Here is a 15,740-nt window from a genome sequence, read left to right as displayed (position 1 = left end):
GGAGGCAGGGTTTTTCCGATTCGAAACGGAAATCCGGAGGAAACGGCGTCGGGAGAGGCCATTTCTGTGGTGAAGAGGGGGAAAAGGGGGGATCAGGGGACGGTGGGGCGTGATCGGAGTCGCGTTTTGGCGGTTCCGCACCCCGAGGCCGCATCGGTGAAAACCGTGAGTCATCTCACGAACAAGCGGGAGCCGGAGGGCTGCAGATACAAGAAAGGGCCCTCTCGGGCCCTGCGAAGGTGTGCCGGTCAGGTGGCGGGGACGGCGCCGCTGGTCGGCAGGTTCTGATTCTGGTAGCGAAGATCCTCTTCGATGACGACTTCGACGTCCAGCGGCTTGCCATTGCGGATCACCGAGATGATGAGCCTGGTGCCGGGGCGGCTCTCGACGATCTTGTCCATGACGGGACGCACGCCCGTGATGGCCTCGCCGTTGATCTTGAGCAGCACGTCTCCGCGCCTGAGGCCGGCCTTGGTGGCGGGACCGTTGGGATCCAGGCTCTCCACCACCAGGCCCTGCAGATCTCCGAGGTTCAGCATGCGCGCCACTATGGGGTTGATCTCGACGCTGGAGATGCCGAGGTAACCTCGGATCACCCGGCCGTTGGCGATCAGCTCGTCCATGATGCGCTTGGCCAGCTTGTAAGGAATGGCGAAGCTGATGCCGTAGCTCTCCTGGTTGCCATTGAGGTGGTAGGCGGCGGTGTTGATGCCCACCAGGTCGCCGCGGGCATTGACCAGAGCCCCTCCCGAGTTGCCCTCGTTGATGGCGGCGTCGGTCTGCAGCAGATCCTGCCGGCCGTTGCTGTCCGGCCCCATGCTGGAAAGGCCGATGCGGCCGGTGGCACTGATGATGCCCTGGGTGATGGTCTGGCCTACGTTATAGGGATTGCCGATGGCGAGCACTACGTCCCCCACGTCCGGCAGACGCTCCGGATCCTGCGGGATCACCGGCAGGTTGTCCGATTCGATGTAGAGCACCGCCAGGTCGGTCAGCTGATCGGTGCCGACCAGCTCGGCGCTGAATACTCGCCCATCCTGCAGGGCGACGATGATCTGATCCGCGTCGGCGATGACGTGATAGTTGGTGAGCACGTGGCCGCGCTGGTTCATGATGACGCCGGAGCCTAGCCCCTGGGGCCTGAGTTCAGCTTTTTCACCGCGATTGCCGGCGAAGCTGCGGGTGTAGATGTTGACGACGGCCGGGCCGGCCCTATGGGCGGCGTAGGAGAAGCTCAACTCGCGAGCATTGGTGATGAGGCCCGGCAGGGGAGCGCCGCCGCGAAAACTGGGAAACAACAGCAACAGGAGTGCAGCCACGGTGAGGCCAAAGCCGACAGACTTGCCCAAGTAACTGATCAAAGGTGGGATTTTCATGTCATTCTCGTCCGTACACGCTGCGCGCAGAGAATAACATCATCGGTGGATAAAAATCACCCGCGGCGGTTGCCGCGGGTGTGAGGGACTTAACGGATCACCAAATAGAGGGAGGAGTCGCCGCGCTGGATGTTCAGCGCCAGCACGTCCGGCTTGTTCTTCAGTGCCTTGGTCAGTTCACCCATGGAGTTGATGCGCAGGCGGTTGACCCCGATGATGATGTCGCCCTTCTGCAGGCCGGAGGCGGCCGCAGGGGAGCGCGGATCGATATCGGCAACGGCCACGCCGGTCACCGGCTCCGTGGTGGTGCTGAGCTTGGCCCCTTCCAGTGCCGGGTGCAGGGCGCTGGCGAGGATCTCGCTGTCATCGGCCTTCTTCAGGGTGACCTTGACGGTCTGCTCCTTGCCGTCGCGGATGAGGCCGAGGGCGACCTGCTTGTCGGCCCCCATGGTGGCGATCTTGGCGCGCAGCTCACCGAAGGAGCGGATGGGCTTGCCGTCGATGCTGATGATGATGTCGCCCGCCTTGATACCCGCCTTGGCGGCGGCGGAGTCGGGCATGACCTGGTTGACGAAGGCGCCGTCCTTCTTGTTGTAGCCGAAGGTTTTGGCGATCTCGCTGGTGAGCTCGGTGCCGGTGATCCCCAGCTGGCCGCGGCGCACTTCACCATACTTCACGATCTGCTCGGACAGGTCGCGCACCATGTTGGACGGGATGGCGAAGCCGATGCCGATGTTGCCGCCGTTCGGGCCCAGGATGGCGGTGTTGATGCCGATCAGCTCGCCGCGCAGGTTGAGCAGGGCGCCACCGGAGTTGCCCGAGTTGATGGCCGCATCGGTCTGGATGAAGTTCTCCAGGTTCTCGATGTTGAGGCCGCTGCGTCCCAGGGCGCTGACGATGCCGGAGGTGACGGTCTGGCCCAGGCCGAACGGGTTGCCGATGGCGAGGGCGTAGTCACCCACCCTCAGCTCGTCGGAGTCGGCAAACTTGATCTGCACCAGATCCTCGGCCTTGATCTGCAGCAGGGCGATGTCCGACTGCTTGTCCTCGCCGATCTTCTTGGCCGCGTACTCGCGACCGTCTTTCAGGTTGACCTTGATCTCGTCCGCCTCGTGGACCACGTGGGCGTTGGTGATCACGTAGCCCTTCTTGGCATCGATGATGACGCCGGAGCCCAGCGCCTGGAACGGCTGCTCGCTCACCTGCTCGTCAGGCATGTTGGGGCCGAAGAAGAAGCGGAATTGTTCCGGCAGGCGCTGGCGAGTGATCTTCTTGCCAGAGACGGAGATGTTGACCACGGCAGGGGTCACCTGCTCGAGGACGGGGGCCAGGCTCGGCATCTCCTGGCTGTTGCCCATCAGGGGCAGGGCGGCTTGTGCCGGCGCTGCGGACAGGGCGATACCGACACTGAGGGCTAAGACACTGAATACAGAAAGAGATTTACGCATATGAGAAACAGCTCCCAGAAAAAGTTGCAGTGCAATCGTCAAGGTCTGACCACGATAAGGCGTAATTAGTTCCACCAGAGACTAGCCGGGCTGCTTCAGCAGACCGGAGGCACCCGCGTAATCACGGGGGGGCTGACCCGGCTCTTCACCGGTAGAGGCGTCGCTTGTCTCTTCCACCTGAGGCTCACGGAACAGCGGCTCCTGCGCCTTGGCCAGGAACTTGCTCTGTTCGGCCATGTGGCGATAGAGGGTCTGGTACTGTTCGGCCAGTTGCTCCATCAGGGCGGCGCTGTCGGCGAAGTGGGTGGTGATCTGGCCCTGATAGCTCTCCAGCTCCTTGTGAGCCTTTTTCAGCTCCTGTTCCAGGCGTCCGGCATCCCGGCTGCGGACAGTGAAACGGCCGATCAAGACGCCGATGATCAGGGCGGCAACCGCCAGCAGGATCCCGTTAAGCAGAGTCATAGAAGCTCCTTGTTACAGCTAAATCGATGAATTTGAAGCGGTCGGATTGACCGCAACGCCTCGTTGGCACTATACCGTGCCCCCCGAGAGCGTGATACCATTTTGTCCCTCATTCAGGGACTTGGAGGCGGTTTACAGGATGACCCCGCAGCAAAAATATCAGCAGGATTTGCAGCGTCCCGGCTTTGTGGCCGACCCGGCCCAGGCCATGGCCGTGACCCGCCTGGAGCGACTCTATCAGGATCTGTGTGCCAGCCCGACTCCGACCAGATCCCGCGGCCTGCTGGGCTGGCTGCAAAAGCCGAAGACCCGCGACCCCATCCAGGGGTTATATATGTGGGGCGGTGTGGGCAGAGGCAAGACCTGGCTGATGGATACTTTTTTTGAGAGTCTGCCGGGAGAGCGCAAGTTGCGCATCCACTTCCACCGTTTCATGCACAGGGTGCATGACGAGCTCAAGGAGCTGACCGGGCAGGCCGATCCACTCAAGCTGATCGCCCGCAAGCTGGCCGACGAGACAGATGTCATCTGCTTCGATGAGTTCTTCGTTTCAGACATCACGGATGCCATGCTGCTGGGCACCCTGTTCCAGGAGCTGTTCGGCCACGGCGTGGTGCTGGTGGCCACGTCGAACATACCGCCGCAGGATCTGTATCGAAACGGCCTGCAGCGGGCCCGTTTCCTGCCGGCCATCGCGCTCATCGAACGCCACTGCGAGGTACTCAATGTGGATGGGGGCATCGACTACCGTCTGCGCACCCTGGAGCAGGCGGAGATCTATCACTTTCCGCTGGACGAGCAGGCCAGGTGCAACCTCGACCGCTATTTTGGGCAACTGACCGGGTTGCCTCAGGCGAGCCCCACTAGGCTGGAGGTAAATCACCGCCAGCTGAGCGCGTTGGGGATGGGGGAGGGGGTGCTCTACATGGAGTTTGAGCAGCTCTGCTGCACCCCCCGCTCCCAGGGAGACTACATCGAACTGGCCCGGGAGTTTCACACCGTGCTGCTGGCCAATGTACAGCCCATGGGCTCGGGGACGGACGATGCCGCCCGCCGCTTCATCGCCATGGTGGACGAGTTCTATGAGCGGCACGTCAAGCTCATCCTGTCGGCGGCGGTGCCCATGCAGGCGCTCTATGGCAACGGCCTGCTGAATTTCGAATTCAAGCGTTGCCTTTCACGGCTCCAGGAGATGCAATCTCACGAATACCTTGCCAGAGTGCACCTTCCTTAGTCACAATACCGCGCCTGCCAGTCGGATGGGCATCTGCGGCAGGTAGGGCCGGGCGACATTTGCTGGTTTCATGGCAGTGAAATTAGCAGGTGATATTTAAGGCAACTTCACTTATAATCGCCCGGCCCACGTTACAGCTGTCGATAAGACAGCAACACTTTAAGCTTTACTTGTATTCGAAGGGGTACAGGTAGGCCATCGTTTGTTGTTTGTGGGAGAGCCCCCATAAGCAATTGGGTCTGTAACAGGTAATTGGGTTTAACTTAATGAAAACTTTCGTTGCCAAGCCAGAAACCGTAAAACGTGACTGGTACATTGTGGACGCAGAAGGTAAAACTCTGGGTCGTATCGCAACCGAGATCGCTGCTCGTCTGCGTGGTAAGCACAAAGCCGAGTACACTCCGCACGTTGACACCGGTGACTACATCATCGTTGTAAACGCCGAGAAGGTACACGTAACCGGTAAGAAATTTACCGACAAAATGTACCACGCTCACTCCGGTTTCCCGGGTGGTATCAAGTCCATCAGCTTTGACAAGCTGATTCAGCGCAAGCCGGAAATGGTAATCGAAGCTGCCGTCAAGGGCATGCTGCCGAAGGGCCCGCTGGGCCGTGCCATGTTCCGTAAGCTGAAAGTTTACGCAGGCGCAGAGCACGCTCATGCTGCTCAGCAACCTCAAGTACTGGATATCTAACGGGAACTGGCAACATGGCAGAAAATCAATACTACGGTACCGGCCGTCGCAAAAGCTCCACTGCTCGCGTCTTCATCAAAGCGGGTAGCGGTAAAATCGTAATCAACCAGCGCTCCCTGGAGCAATACTTCGGCCGTCCGACTGCCCGCATGGTAGTTCGTCAGCCGCTGGAACTGGTCGAGATGACCGAGAAACTGGATCTGTACATCACCGTTAACGGTGGTGGCATCTCCGGTCAAGCTGGTGCGATCCGCCACGGTATCACTCGTGCTCTGATGCAGTACGACGAGACCCTGCGTTCCGAACTGCGTAAAGCAGGCTTTGTTACTCGCGATGCCCGTAAGGTTGAGCGTAAGAAAGTCGGTCTGCACAAAGCGCGTAAGCGTCCGCAGTACTCCAAGCGTTAATCCGCTTTTGGTACGCACTCTCACGAGTGTCAAAAAAGCCTGGCCACGTGCCAGGCTTTTTTTATTGGTAATCTTACATACGTCAATGCTAAGCATACGTCACAAAAGACAAAAATTTGTGTATTTATTGTTTTTGCCCATCGCTTCCCTTTCTTGTCAAATTGTTATCTTTTCTTTAAAATTTCCATGGTCTTTCTGTGTCAATTGCCACTCCGCTTCCGCCGCAGTTGTCAGGGAGAGGAGATAGGAAACGGGGACACTATAAGAATGAGCGGAGTCCACATGGGAGAGTTTTTGGATGAGCAATGCGCCAGTTGATACCGGTCGCCGCAGATTTCTTACCTGGTCAACGGTTGCCGTTGGCGGAGTAGGAGCTGCTTTTACCGCAGTGCCGTTTATAAAGTCATGGAACCCGAGTGCCAAAGCCAAAGCGGCGGGCGCACCGGTAGAGGTGGATATCAGCAAGTTGGAGCCGGGTCAGCTGATCCGCGTCGAATGGCGCGGCAAGCCGGTCTGGGTGGTGAAGCGTACCAAGCAGACGCTGGATGCCCTGGCTGCCCACGATAGTCAGTTGCGAGACCCATCCTCGGACGAACCACAGCAGCCGGACTATGCCCACAACGGCTACAGATCCATCAAGCCCGAGATCTTCGTTGCCGTGGGCATCTGTACTCATCTGGGCTGTTCCCCCTCCTACCTGCCGGACAGCTTCGGCGAACAGGTGCAAGGGGTGACCTCCGGCTTCTTCTGCCCGTGCCATGGTTCCAAGTTCGATATGGCCGGTCGGGTGTTCCAGGGCGTGCCCGCACCGCTGAACCTGGTCATTCCGCCATACCAATTTCTTAGCGACACCACCATTCTGGTGGGTGCCGATGGCAAGGAGGCCTGACCATGTTTGCCAAACTCATGGGCTGGATTGACGATCGTTTCCCGCTCACGGCCATGTACAACGATCACATGGCCAAGTATCCGGCTCCCAAGAACCTGAACTTCTGGTACTTCTTCGGTTCCCTCGCCATGCTGGTGCTGGTCAACCAGATCATCACGGGCATCTGGCTCACCATGAACTATAACCCGTCGGCAGAGGGGGCCTTCGCCTCCGTCGAGTACATCATGCGGGATGTGGATTACGGCTGGCTGCTGCGCTACATGCACTCCACCGGCGCCTCCGCCTTCTTTGTGGTGGTCTATCTACACATGTTCCGCGGCATGATCTACGGCTCTTACCAGAAGCCGCGCGAACTGCTGTGGATCTTCGGCATGCTGATCTTCCTGGTGCTGATGGCAGAAGCCTTCATGGGCTATCTGTTGCCCTGGGGCCAGATGTCGTTCTGGGGGGCCCAGGTCATCATCTCGCTGTTCGGTGCCATTCCGGTCATCGGTGATGATCTGACCTTGTGGATCCGCGGTGACTACGTCATCTCGGGCGCCACCCTGAACCGCTTCTTCGCGCTGCACGTCATCGCACTGCCGCTGGTGCTGGTGATGCTGGTGGCCATGCACATCCTGGCGCTGCACGAAGTGGGTTCCAACAACCCGGACGGCATCGACATCAAGAAGCACAAGGACGAGAACGGCTGGCCGCTGGATGCGGTGGCATTCCACCCCTACTTCACCGTCAAGGACATGATCGGTGTGGCCGGTTTCCTGTTCTTCTTCTGCGCCATCATCTTCTTCAAGCCGGACATGTGGGGTTACTTCCTCGAGAAGCCGAACTTCGAGGTGGCGAACGGGCTGAAGACCCCGGCGCACATCGCCCCGGTATGGTACTTCACTCCCTTCTACGCCATCCTGCGGGCGGTGCCGGACAAGCTGCTGGGGGTCGTCATGATGGGGCTCTCCATCGTCGTGCTGTTCCTGCTGCCCTGGCTGGATCGCTGCAAGGTGCGTTCGGTACGCTATCGCAGCACCCTGCACAAGCTGAACATCGCCCAGTTCGTGGTCTGCTTCATCATTCTGGGTGTGCTGGGGGTGTTGCCATCGACCCCGACGCTGACCCTGATCGCCCAAATCTGTACTCTGGGTTATTTCGGGTTCTTCGTCCTGTTGTTCTTCTACAGCAAGAATGAGCGCACCAAGCCGCTGCCGGAGAGGGTGACATTCAAATGAAAAGAATAATTTTTGCAGTGCTGGCCCTTCTGCCCGGTCTGGTGTTGGCCGCGGGCAGCGGCTTCCCCCTCGACAAGGCGGAGTACGACCTGAGCGACAAGGCATCCCTGCAACGGGGCGCCGCCACCTTCATGAACTACTGTGCCGGTTGCCACTCCACCCAGTATCAGCGTTACAACCGGGTGGCCGCCGACATCGGCATTCCGGAAGAGCTGATGAAGGAGAACCTGATCTTCACCGGCGCCAAGATTGGCGACCTGATGAAGAGCGCCATGTCCGAGAAGGATGCGGCCAAGTGGTTCGGTGCGCCGCCCCCCGACCTGACCCTGGTCGCCAGGGTGCGGGGCGCTGACTGGGTGTATACCTATCTGCGTTCCTTCTACGTGGACGAGACCCGACCGTTCGGAGTGAACAACGCCGTCTTCCCGTCCGTGGGCATGCCTCACGTACTGGAGCCGCTGCAGGGGACGCCCCGCGCCGAATTCACGACCCACAAGGTCGATGGCGTCGATGTCCAGCAGGTTGTCAGCATCAAATCTGACGGCAACGGTGAAATGAACAACGAAGAATATGATCAGACGGTACTGGATCTGGTAAACTTCTTGGTCTACTCGGCTGAGCCGGTGCAGCAGGAGCGCGAACGCATGGGCTTCTGGGTGCTCGGTTTCATCGCTATCTTCTTCATCTTCACTGTGCTGTTGAAGAAGGAATTCTGGCGCGACGTTCACTAAGCGACCAGATCGGAGTAATATGACGCACGGCAATGAAGACAGACATGCTTCATTGCCGTTTCTGCTTTTTAATGACGGGAGGGTTCAATGGCTGTAGCTGCCAATAAGCGTTCGGTAATGACGCTGTTTTCCGGTGCCAACGATATGTTCAGCCATCAGGTGCGCATTGTCCTGGCGGAGAAGGGTGTTAGCGTGGATATCTGCCAGGTGGATCCTGCCAACCTGCCGGACGAGTTGGCCGAGCTGAACCCGTACAACACTGTGCCGACCCTGGTGGATCGCGAGCTGGCTCTGTACACCTCGCGCATCATCATGGAGTACCTGGACGAGCGTTTCCCGCACCCGCCCCTGATGCCTGTCTATCCGGTGGCGCGTGGCAACAGCCGTCTGATGATGCACCGCATCGAGCTGGACTGGTACTCCCTGGCCGACAAGATCATGGCGGGCACGGATACCGAAGCCGCCCGCGCCGAGCTGCGTGACAACCTGCTGGCCATCGCCCCCATCTTCGGCGAGATGCCCTACTTCATGAGCGAGGAATTCGGTCTGGTGGACTGCTACATGGCTCCGCTGCTGTGGCGTCTTCCGAGCCTGGGTATCGACTTCACCGGTCGTGGAGCCAAGGAGCTGAAGGCCTACATGGTGCGCCTGTTCGAGCGCGAATCCTTCCAGGCTTCCCTGACCGAAGCCGAGCGCGAGATCCGCGCCGGCGTATGAGCATGGAACCGACGATGACCCCCAGTCGCCCATATCTGTTGCGGGCGTTTTTCGACTGGTTGCTGGATAACGACCTGACCCCTCACCTGGTGGTCAATGCGAACATCCCCCATGTGATGGTGCCGATGCAGTTCGTTCAGGATGGCCAGATCGTCCTGAACATTGCGCCTCGGGCCGTTGGCCAGTTCCACATGGATAATGATGCAGTCAGCTTCAGCGCCCGTTTCGGTGGCGTGTCGCAGCAGGTCTACATCCCGATGGCGGCCGTGCTGGCCATCCACGCCCGGGAGAACGGTGTCGGGACCCTGTTCCCGCCCGAGCCTGGCTACGATCTCTGGCTGGAGCAGGCGGAAACCCAGACACAGCCCGAGCCGGACCCCGAGCCGCCGCGCCCCTCGGGTCGCCCGACTTTGAAAGTCATCAAATAAAAAAACGCAGCCTCATGGCTGCGTTAATGTGATGCGCAGCCCGGTAGGCTATGTCTGATGGGCTGCTTTTCTGTCACGCAGGGAAATATCACACTCTTTGGCGTTGGCAAACACGGCTTCCATCTCGTTGGGATGTCCAGTGCAACCCCTCTTCAAGTGCCAGTCCCCCCGTGCAGCTCGCATGACCTAGTATCCACCAGTCTATTGCGATGGAAGCCGACTGCGGCTCCCCTTGGTTCGCCTGCAAGCCCCTGTTTTGGCCGTTGAGTAGCGTTGATCGCTCCACGATATGTCCGCCTCCTCGCCATCGGCAACAAAACAACTCTCGAGATGTTCAGGCGAGCTGTGAGGACCTCCAGCATGCGCTATGCCGGTGTCAGACGCCTGAGCAGCAGGCCACCTGCATTGCTGGGTGAGTACTGACTGGCAACCAGAGCCACGATGCTGCTCGAATCTGACATCGTGCTGCCATCGGGAGTCTGGGGTTTCAAGCTGATCCCCGACATCCTGATGCATGCATGCATGCATGCAGGCTTCGATTCGCCCCAGGTTACCCAACCGCTCCTGTCAGCCCAGAGCGAACCTGCGGCTCCCTGGCTGAGCGGATTAGCGAGCAGGCAGACAGATCGGTGCCCACGCCAAGGTGTTGTGCTGAGTCGTCGACTGATGAGTTTCACCGGTATTGGCTCAACCCCGTACACACCCCGTCTGGCCTCAATCTGAGTTTGGTTGGTATCGGGTTTGTCGAAACTGTCCTGCTCCAGCCCCCGGTGGGATCCCACATCCCAACCGAGTCGATCGGAGAAGACGTGCTTGCGAAAGCGATAAAGCTCGTTTTCGACCTCCCATCTGGGGTGTTCTCTCAGTTTTCCTTTGAAAACAAGCATTCATGTCTCTCCATTTCATGGTTAGGCGCTATAATCCAAGGCCTTGGCCAGGGGGGCTAGCCTATGACACGCGACCAACTGCTTGAGTATCTGGAACATTTCACCCTGGTGACCGATGGCAACCGGCTGGCGGAGCTGATCGGCCGCTTCACCCTGGGAATGGGCTACGACTACTATAGGTTTGCGCTCATCCTGCCCATGTCGATGCAGAGGCCCAAGGTGGTGCTGTTCAACCAGTGCCCCGACTCCTGGGTACAGGCCTACACGGTGAACAACATGCTGGCCTGCGATCCCATCATCCAGCTTGCCCGCAGGCAGACCCTGCCCATCTACTGGAACCGGCTGGACGAGAAGGCGCGCTTCCTGCAAGAGGGGAGCATGGACGTGATGGGGCTGGCGGCGGAGTTCGGGCTGCGCAACGGCATTTCGTTCCCGTTGCACGGGGCGGCGGGGGAGAACGGCATACTGTCGTTCATCACCCGGGAGAGGGCGTCGAGCGATCTGATGCTGGAGTCTTCGCCCATCCTCTCCTGGATGTCCAGTTACATCTTCGAGGCGGCGATCAGGGTGGTGCGCAGCAGCATGAGGGAGGATGATCCCCAGGAGGCACTGACCGAACGGGAGACCGAGTGCCTGTTCTGGGCCAGCGAGGGGAAGACCTCGGGCGAGATCGCCTGCATCCTCGGGATCACGGAGCGTACCGTGAACTACCACCTCAATCAGGTGACCCGCAAGACGGGGTCGATGAACCGCTATCAGGCCATCGCCAAGGGGGTGAGCAGCGGCATATTGCTGCCGAACCTGGAGCAGGTGGTGGTCACCAACTTCCCCAAGCTGCTGCAGTGAGCCTCGACCGGGCGGCATTGCTCCGTCGCCCGGCATCTCCCCTGTCGCCATCGCCCGCTGTCCTGCGCCGCTCCCTCATCCCGCCGATTCTCGGGGTGGTGACCGGGGCCCCACAATTGTCAGATCCTGCAATTGACAACCTTCTTTGTGTGGTTTCGGCGCGAATATCATCAGTTTTATGAATGCATCAGAAAATGAATGAATTTCTCTGATTACCTGCGCCCCCTTATAGTGCGTCCAACTCTTTCACAGGAACGCATCCCATGTTTGCCACCACCCTGCAAGGCTTCACCCTCGGCCTCGCCATGATCATCCCCATCGGGGCCCAGAACGCCTTCGTGTTGAGCCGGGGCATCCACCGCAACCACCATCTGCTGACGGCGACCCTCTGCTGCCTGTGCGATCTCGTGTTGATCGGCCTAGGTGTGTTCGGCGGTGCCAACCTGCTGGCGGCCAGTCCAGTGGGGCTGGCGCTGCTAACCTGGGGCGGCGTACTCTTCCTCGGCTGGTTCGGTGTGCGCTCCCTGCGCAGTGCCTGGCGCGGGCAGGGGGCTGCCCTGGCGGATTCCCCCCAACTGATGGGGGTCAAGGGGGTATTGGCCATGACGCTCGGGGTGACCCTGCTCAACCCCCACGTCTATCTGGATACCCTGATGCTGCTCGGCTCCTTCGGCAGCCAGTTTGCCGAGGATCTGCGGCCCGCCTTCGCGGCTGGGGCCATGCTGGCCTCCCTGGTCTGGTTTTACGGATTGGCGTTCGGGGCGGCGGCGCTTTCCCCCTGGCTTTCTCGGGGGCGGGTACAGCAAGCCATTGATCTTGTTGTTGGTCTCATCATGCTGGTGCTGGCGGTCAAGCTGGCCAGCGGGGCACTGATGGCCTCATAAGGCTATTTTTGTGCCGCGCTTCATAAAAATGAGTCCCGGCTTCATATGCTGACATATTCGTCTGTTAAATTCCCGGCGCTGGTAAAGCGTTACTCATAATAAAAGGGAAAATACAGTGAAAAACACCATGAAGCTGGGGGCCATCGCCACCATAGTGCTGCTGTCTGCCTGCAGCAACGAAAACGACAGCAAGGCACAGCCGGGGACTGTCTCCCTGCGCCTGATCCAGACCTCCGACATCCACTCCAACGTGCTGGGGTACGACTACTACCAGGACAAGGAGGACCGCAAGTTTGGCCTCTCCCGCACCGCCCTGCTGATCCGCGCCGCCCGCGCCGAGAACCCCAACAACCTGCTGCTCGACAACGGTGACCTGATCCAGGGCACGCCGCTGGCGGACTACATCTTCGAGCAGTCCGGCGCCGGTTACCTGGAGAAGCAGGCCCACCCGGTGTTCAAGGCGATGAACGAGCTGGACTATGACGCCGGCAACCTGGGCAACCACGAGTTCAACTACGGTCTGGATTACCTCGGCAAGGTGCTGGCGGGGGCTGAGTTCCCCTATGTGAACGCCAACGTGTTCGAGGCGGCCGCCTTCAAGCGCGATGCGAAGGGGCAAGTAGACTGGAGCGGCAACAAGTTCACCCCCTACCTGCTGCTGGATCGCCAGGTGACTGATGACAAGGGCCAGCTGCAGACCGTCAAGGTGGGCATCCTGGGCCTGACCCCGCCCCAGGTGCTGCAGTGGGACAAGCGCCATCTGGAGGGCAAGGTGGTGGTGGCCGATATGGTCGAGACCGCCAACCACTACGTGCCCGAGTTGCGCGCCAAGGGCGCCGACGTGGTGGTGGTGGTGGCCCATACCGGCATCAATGCCAGCAGCTACGAGGCCATGATGGAGAACTCCGCCTGGCACCTGGCCAAGGTGAAGGGGGTGGATGCCCTGATGCTGGGCCACGCCCACAAGAACTTCCCCGGGGACTTCCCGGACCTGCCGGAGGTGGACAACCAGGCGGGCACCCTCGGCGGCATCCCGACCGTGATGCCCGGCTACTGGGGCAACCATCTCGGCATCATAGACCTCAAGCTGGAGCAGGTGGATGGCCAGTGGCGGGTGAAGCAGAGCCAGGCCAGCCTGCGCAAGATCGACTCCAGCGAGGGCAGCGCCGTGGATCAGCGGGTGGTGGACCTGGTGCAGGCGGACCACGACGCCACCAACCAGTGGCTGGACGAGCCCCTCGGCAAGATCACCTCTCCCATCCACAGCTTCTTCGCCCTGGTGCAGGACGACCCCTCGGTCCAGCTGGTGAGCGATGCCCAGCGCCGCCATGCCGAGCAGTTGCAACAAGACGGCCTGCTCAAGGAGCCGTATCCGATCCTGTCGGTGGCGGCCCCCTTCCGCGGCGGTCGCAACGGCATCAACGACTTCACCTATGTGGCCCAGGGGGACATCTCCCTGCGCAACGTCTCCGACCTCTACATCTATCCGAACACCCTGCAGGTGGTCGAGGTGAACGGGGCCACCGTCAAGGAGTGGCTGGAGATGAGTGCCGGCCAGTTCAACCAGATCGACACCGGCAAGACCGAGGTGCAGTGGCTGGTGAACGAGAAGTTCCCCACCTACAACTTCGACGTGATCGACGGGGTCAACTACGAGGTGGATATCACCCAGCCGGCCCGTTACAACAAGGAAGGGGCCAAGGTCAGCGATGGCCAGCGCATCAGCAGCCTCACCTTCAACGGCCAGCCCATCGATCCGGCCCAGAAGTTCTACGTGGTGACCAACAACTACCGCGCCAGCGGCGGCGGCCACTTCCCGGGCATCGACGGCAGCAACATAGTGCATGAAGACCCCTTCGAGACGCGCGAGATCATCGCCCAGTACCTGAAGGCCCAGTCTGCTGACAACCCGGCGGGCTTCAGCCCGGCGGCCAACAACAACTGGCACATGAAGGCCCTGCCGGCCAACGTGGACGTGCGGCTCTACTCCTCGCCCCGCGAGGAGGCCAAGCAGCTGGCCGGTGCGGATCTGGCGTACCAGTCCACCCTGCCGATGGACGATGCCAAGCACCCCGGCTACGCCATCTACCGCCTGATCCGCCAGTAAGGCGGGCTCGGGCAGACAACAAAAAGCCCTCGCAGTGCGAGGGCTTTCTCATTGGGGCCGGTTGCTCAATCCCATCGGCAGCAGCCCGGATCCTCCGGGTCGAAGCGGGTCTTGGGTAGGTGATGAATGTCTCCCAGTAGTAACCGGCATCCTCCGGGTCGAAGCGGGTCTTGGGGAGGTGATGAATGTCTCCCAGTAGTAACCGGCATCCTCCGGGTCGGAGCGAGTCTTGGGTAGGTGATGAATGTCTCCCAGTAGTAACCGGCATCCTCCGGGTCGAAGCGAGTCTTGAAGCAGCGGTGAATGCCTCTATCAGTAGTAACTGGGATCTTCCGGGCTGGGACGGGTCTTGAAGCGGCGGTGCAGCCACATGTACTGCTCCGGGGCCTTGCGCACGGCGGCCTCGATCTCGCGGTTGGCGCGGCTGGCGTCGGCCAGATCGTCGCCGCTCGGGTAGCCTTCCAGCGGCGCCCCTATATGCAGGGTGTAGCCCTCTTTGGTGCGGATGTTGTAGCAGGGCAGGGTGACGGTGTTCTTGACCCGCGCCAGGGTGGCGGTCCCCGTGATGGTGGCGGCCTGCTCGACTGCGAAGTAGGGCACGAAGACGCTGGCATGGCTGCCGTAGTCGTGATCCGGCGCGTACCAGAGGGCATCGCCGTTGCGCAGCGCCTTGATCATGCCCTTCACGTCCATGCGGTCTACCAGGTACTTGTTGGAGGCGCAGCGGCCGTGGTACTGGGCGTACTCCAGCACCGGGTTGGTGTTGGGGCGATAGACGCCGACCCCGGGCCGCACCAGGCCGAAGCAGCGCGCGTTGAGTTCCAGGGTGAGGAAGTGGCAGGAGAGCAGCAGCATGCCCTGGCCTTGCTCAACGGCCCGGATAACATGCTCTTCCCCCTCCACCTTCATGAGGCGGCGCATCCGCCAGTCCGGCCAGAACCAGGCGATCCCCACCTCGAAGATGGCGCAGCCCACGCTCTCGAAGTTTTGCACCAGCAGGGCCTCGCGCTGATCCCGGCTCAGCTCCGGCATGGCCAGCTCCAGGTTGCGGCGCGCTATCTTGACGCGGGATTTCAGCACCTTGCGGGCCAGGGTCCCGAGCTGGCGGCCCAGCCACATCTGGCTGCGCCAGGGCAGCAACACCAGCAGCCAGAGCAGGCCGAGGCCGAACCAGCTGCCCCAGTAACGGGGATGGAACAGACGGGGTTCGAGGCTGGGAGCATGTTCTTGGGCCATGAAGAGTCTCTTGTTCACAAACGCAAAATAGGGGAGTCCAGCCGAACGGGGACGAGCCGTGCTCGTGCCTGGCCGTGCGGATGGCGCCACTCGCAATCTGGGGATTCTATCCGAAAAACAGGGGCGGGTGCGAATCAGCGTCGCCTGGTCAGAGGGGTCGGCAGGGGCGGGTG

General features: G+C 60.6%; 15 protein-coding genes and 1 pseudogene. 11 read left to right on the top strand and 5 right to left on the bottom strand.

All coding sequences use genetic code 11. The annotated features are described in order from the left end of the window. Window positions 1–248: 248 nt before the first annotated feature. The 3 genes from degS to BN1132_RS14590 form a co-directional block, all read right to left on the bottom strand. Complete coding sequence (gene degS / locus BN1132_RS14600; RefSeq protein WP_042078460.1) at window positions 249–1,376, bottom strand: outer membrane-stress sensor serine endopeptidase DegS; 1,128 nt, start codon at window positions 1,374–1,376, stop codon at window positions 249–251. Between the two features lie 89 nt (window positions 1,377–1,465). Further along, window positions 1,466–2,824, bottom strand: coding sequence for a Do family serine endopeptidase (locus tag BN1132_RS14595; protein ID WP_042078459.1), 1,359 nt, complete (start codon window positions 2,822–2,824; stop codon window positions 1,466–1,468). An 81-nt stretch (window positions 2,825–2,905) separates the two neighbouring features. Continuing rightward, window positions 2,906–3,286 carry a Z-ring associated ZapG family protein gene (locus BN1132_RS14590; protein ID WP_042078458.1) on the bottom strand — a complete coding sequence of 127 codons (381 nt, stop codon included), beginning with the start codon at window positions 3,284–3,286 and terminating at the stop codon, window positions 2,906–2,908. 139 nt (window positions 3,287–3,425) lie between these two features. Between BN1132_RS14590 and zapE the strand changes: the two genes are divergently transcribed. The 8 genes from zapE (at window position 3,426) to BN1132_RS14550 (ending at window position 9,607) form a co-directional block, all read left to right on the top strand. After that, on the top strand, window positions 3,426–4,520 hold the full coding sequence (gene zapE / locus BN1132_RS14585; RefSeq protein WP_042078456.1) for a cell division protein ZapE: 1,095 nt from the start codon (window positions 3,426–3,428) through the stop codon (window positions 4,518–4,520). A 266-nt stretch (window positions 4,521–4,786) separates the two neighbouring features. Beyond that, on the top strand, window positions 4,787–5,215 hold the full coding sequence (rplM, locus tag BN1132_RS14580; protein WP_005336289.1) for a 50S ribosomal protein L13: 429 nt from the start codon (window positions 4,787–4,789) through the stop codon (window positions 5,213–5,215). A 14-nt stretch (window positions 5,216–5,229) separates the two neighbouring features. Continuing rightward, a complete protein-coding gene (gene rpsI, locus BN1132_RS14575) occupies window positions 5,230–5,622 on the top strand; it encodes a 30S ribosomal protein S9 (protein ID WP_005336286.1) in 393 nt (130 codons plus the stop codon). Between the two features lie 298 nt (window positions 5,623–5,920). Next, a complete protein-coding gene (petA, locus tag BN1132_RS14570; protein WP_042078454.1) occupies window positions 5,921–6,511 on the top strand; it encodes a ubiquinol-cytochrome c reductase iron-sulfur subunit in 591 nt (196 codons plus the stop codon). A gap of 2 nt (window positions 6,512–6,513) precedes the next feature. Beyond that, window positions 6,514–7,731 (top strand): cytochrome b, encoded by a 1,218-nt coding sequence (locus BN1132_RS14565; protein WP_042078452.1) that lies wholly within the window; start codon window positions 6,514–6,516, stop codon window positions 7,729–7,731. After that, the gene (locus BN1132_RS14560) at window positions 7,728–8,462 is read left to right on the top strand and encodes a cytochrome c1 (RefSeq protein ID WP_042078451.1); all 735 of its coding nucleotides are present in this window, start codon (window positions 7,728–7,730) and stop codon (window positions 8,460–8,462) included. The genes BN1132_RS14565 and BN1132_RS14560 overlap by 4 nt, the downstream gene beginning before the upstream one ends. Window positions 8,463–8,549: 87 nt before the next feature. Further along, the gene (sspA, locus tag BN1132_RS14555; protein WP_039040485.1) at window positions 8,550–9,179 is read left to right on the top strand and encodes a stringent starvation protein SspA; all 630 of its coding nucleotides are present in this window, start codon (window positions 8,550–8,552) and stop codon (window positions 9,177–9,179) included. Continuing rightward, complete coding sequence (locus BN1132_RS14550) at window positions 9,176–9,607, top strand: ClpXP protease specificity-enhancing factor (RefSeq protein WP_042078449.1); 432 nt, start codon at window positions 9,176–9,178, stop codon at window positions 9,605–9,607. Before sspA ends, BN1132_RS14550 begins: the two co-directional genes overlap by 4 nt. 692 nt (window positions 9,608–10,299) lie before the next feature. On the opposite strand, the pseudogene BN1132_RS20025 reads toward BN1132_RS14550, so the two are convergent. Beyond that, a pseudogene (locus BN1132_RS20025) lies at window positions 10,300–10,494 on the bottom strand (acyl-homoserine-lactone synthase); the annotation flags it as partial. 63 nt (window positions 10,495–10,557) lie between these two features. Here BN1132_RS20025 and BN1132_RS14545 point away from each other — a divergent pair. The 3 genes from BN1132_RS14545 (at window position 10,558) to BN1132_RS14535 (ending at window position 14,331) form a co-directional block, all read left to right on the top strand. Then, the gene (locus BN1132_RS14545) at window positions 10,558–11,340 is read left to right on the top strand and encodes a LuxR family transcriptional regulator (RefSeq protein WP_042078448.1); all 783 of its coding nucleotides are present in this window, start codon (window positions 10,558–10,560) and stop codon (window positions 11,338–11,340) included. Window positions 11,341–11,603: 263 nt separating this feature from the next. Then, window positions 11,604–12,224 carry an L-lysine exporter gene (gene lysE / locus BN1132_RS14540; protein ID WP_042078446.1) on the top strand — a complete coding sequence of 207 codons (621 nt, stop codon included), beginning with the start codon at window positions 11,604–11,606 and terminating at the stop codon, window positions 12,222–12,224. Between the two features lie 127 nt (window positions 12,225–12,351). Continuing rightward, window positions 12,352–14,331 carry a bifunctional 2',3'-cyclic-nucleotide 2'-phosphodiesterase/3'-nucleotidase gene (locus BN1132_RS14535; RefSeq protein WP_042078445.1) on the top strand — a complete coding sequence of 660 codons (1,980 nt, stop codon included), beginning with the start codon at window positions 12,352–12,354 and terminating at the stop codon, window positions 14,329–14,331. Window positions 14,332–14,643: 312 nt separating this feature from the next. Here the strand turns inward: BN1132_RS14535 and lpxL are convergent, their stop codons facing one another. Next, entirely contained in the window at window positions 14,644–15,567 is a 924-nt protein-coding gene (gene lpxL / locus BN1132_RS14530; RefSeq protein WP_042078444.1) for an LpxL/LpxP family Kdo(2)-lipid IV(A) lauroyl/palmitoleoyl acyltransferase, read from the bottom strand. Window positions 15,568–15,740 lie beyond the last annotated feature (173 nt).

This window comes from Aeromonas sanarellii (assembly GCF_000820085.1).
Taxonomy (GTDB): domain Bacteria; phylum Pseudomonadota; class Gammaproteobacteria; order Enterobacterales; family Aeromonadaceae; genus Aeromonas; species Aeromonas sanarellii.
Note: the sequence above shows the minus strand (reverse complement) of the source record. Positions and strands in the feature narration are given on the sequence as shown.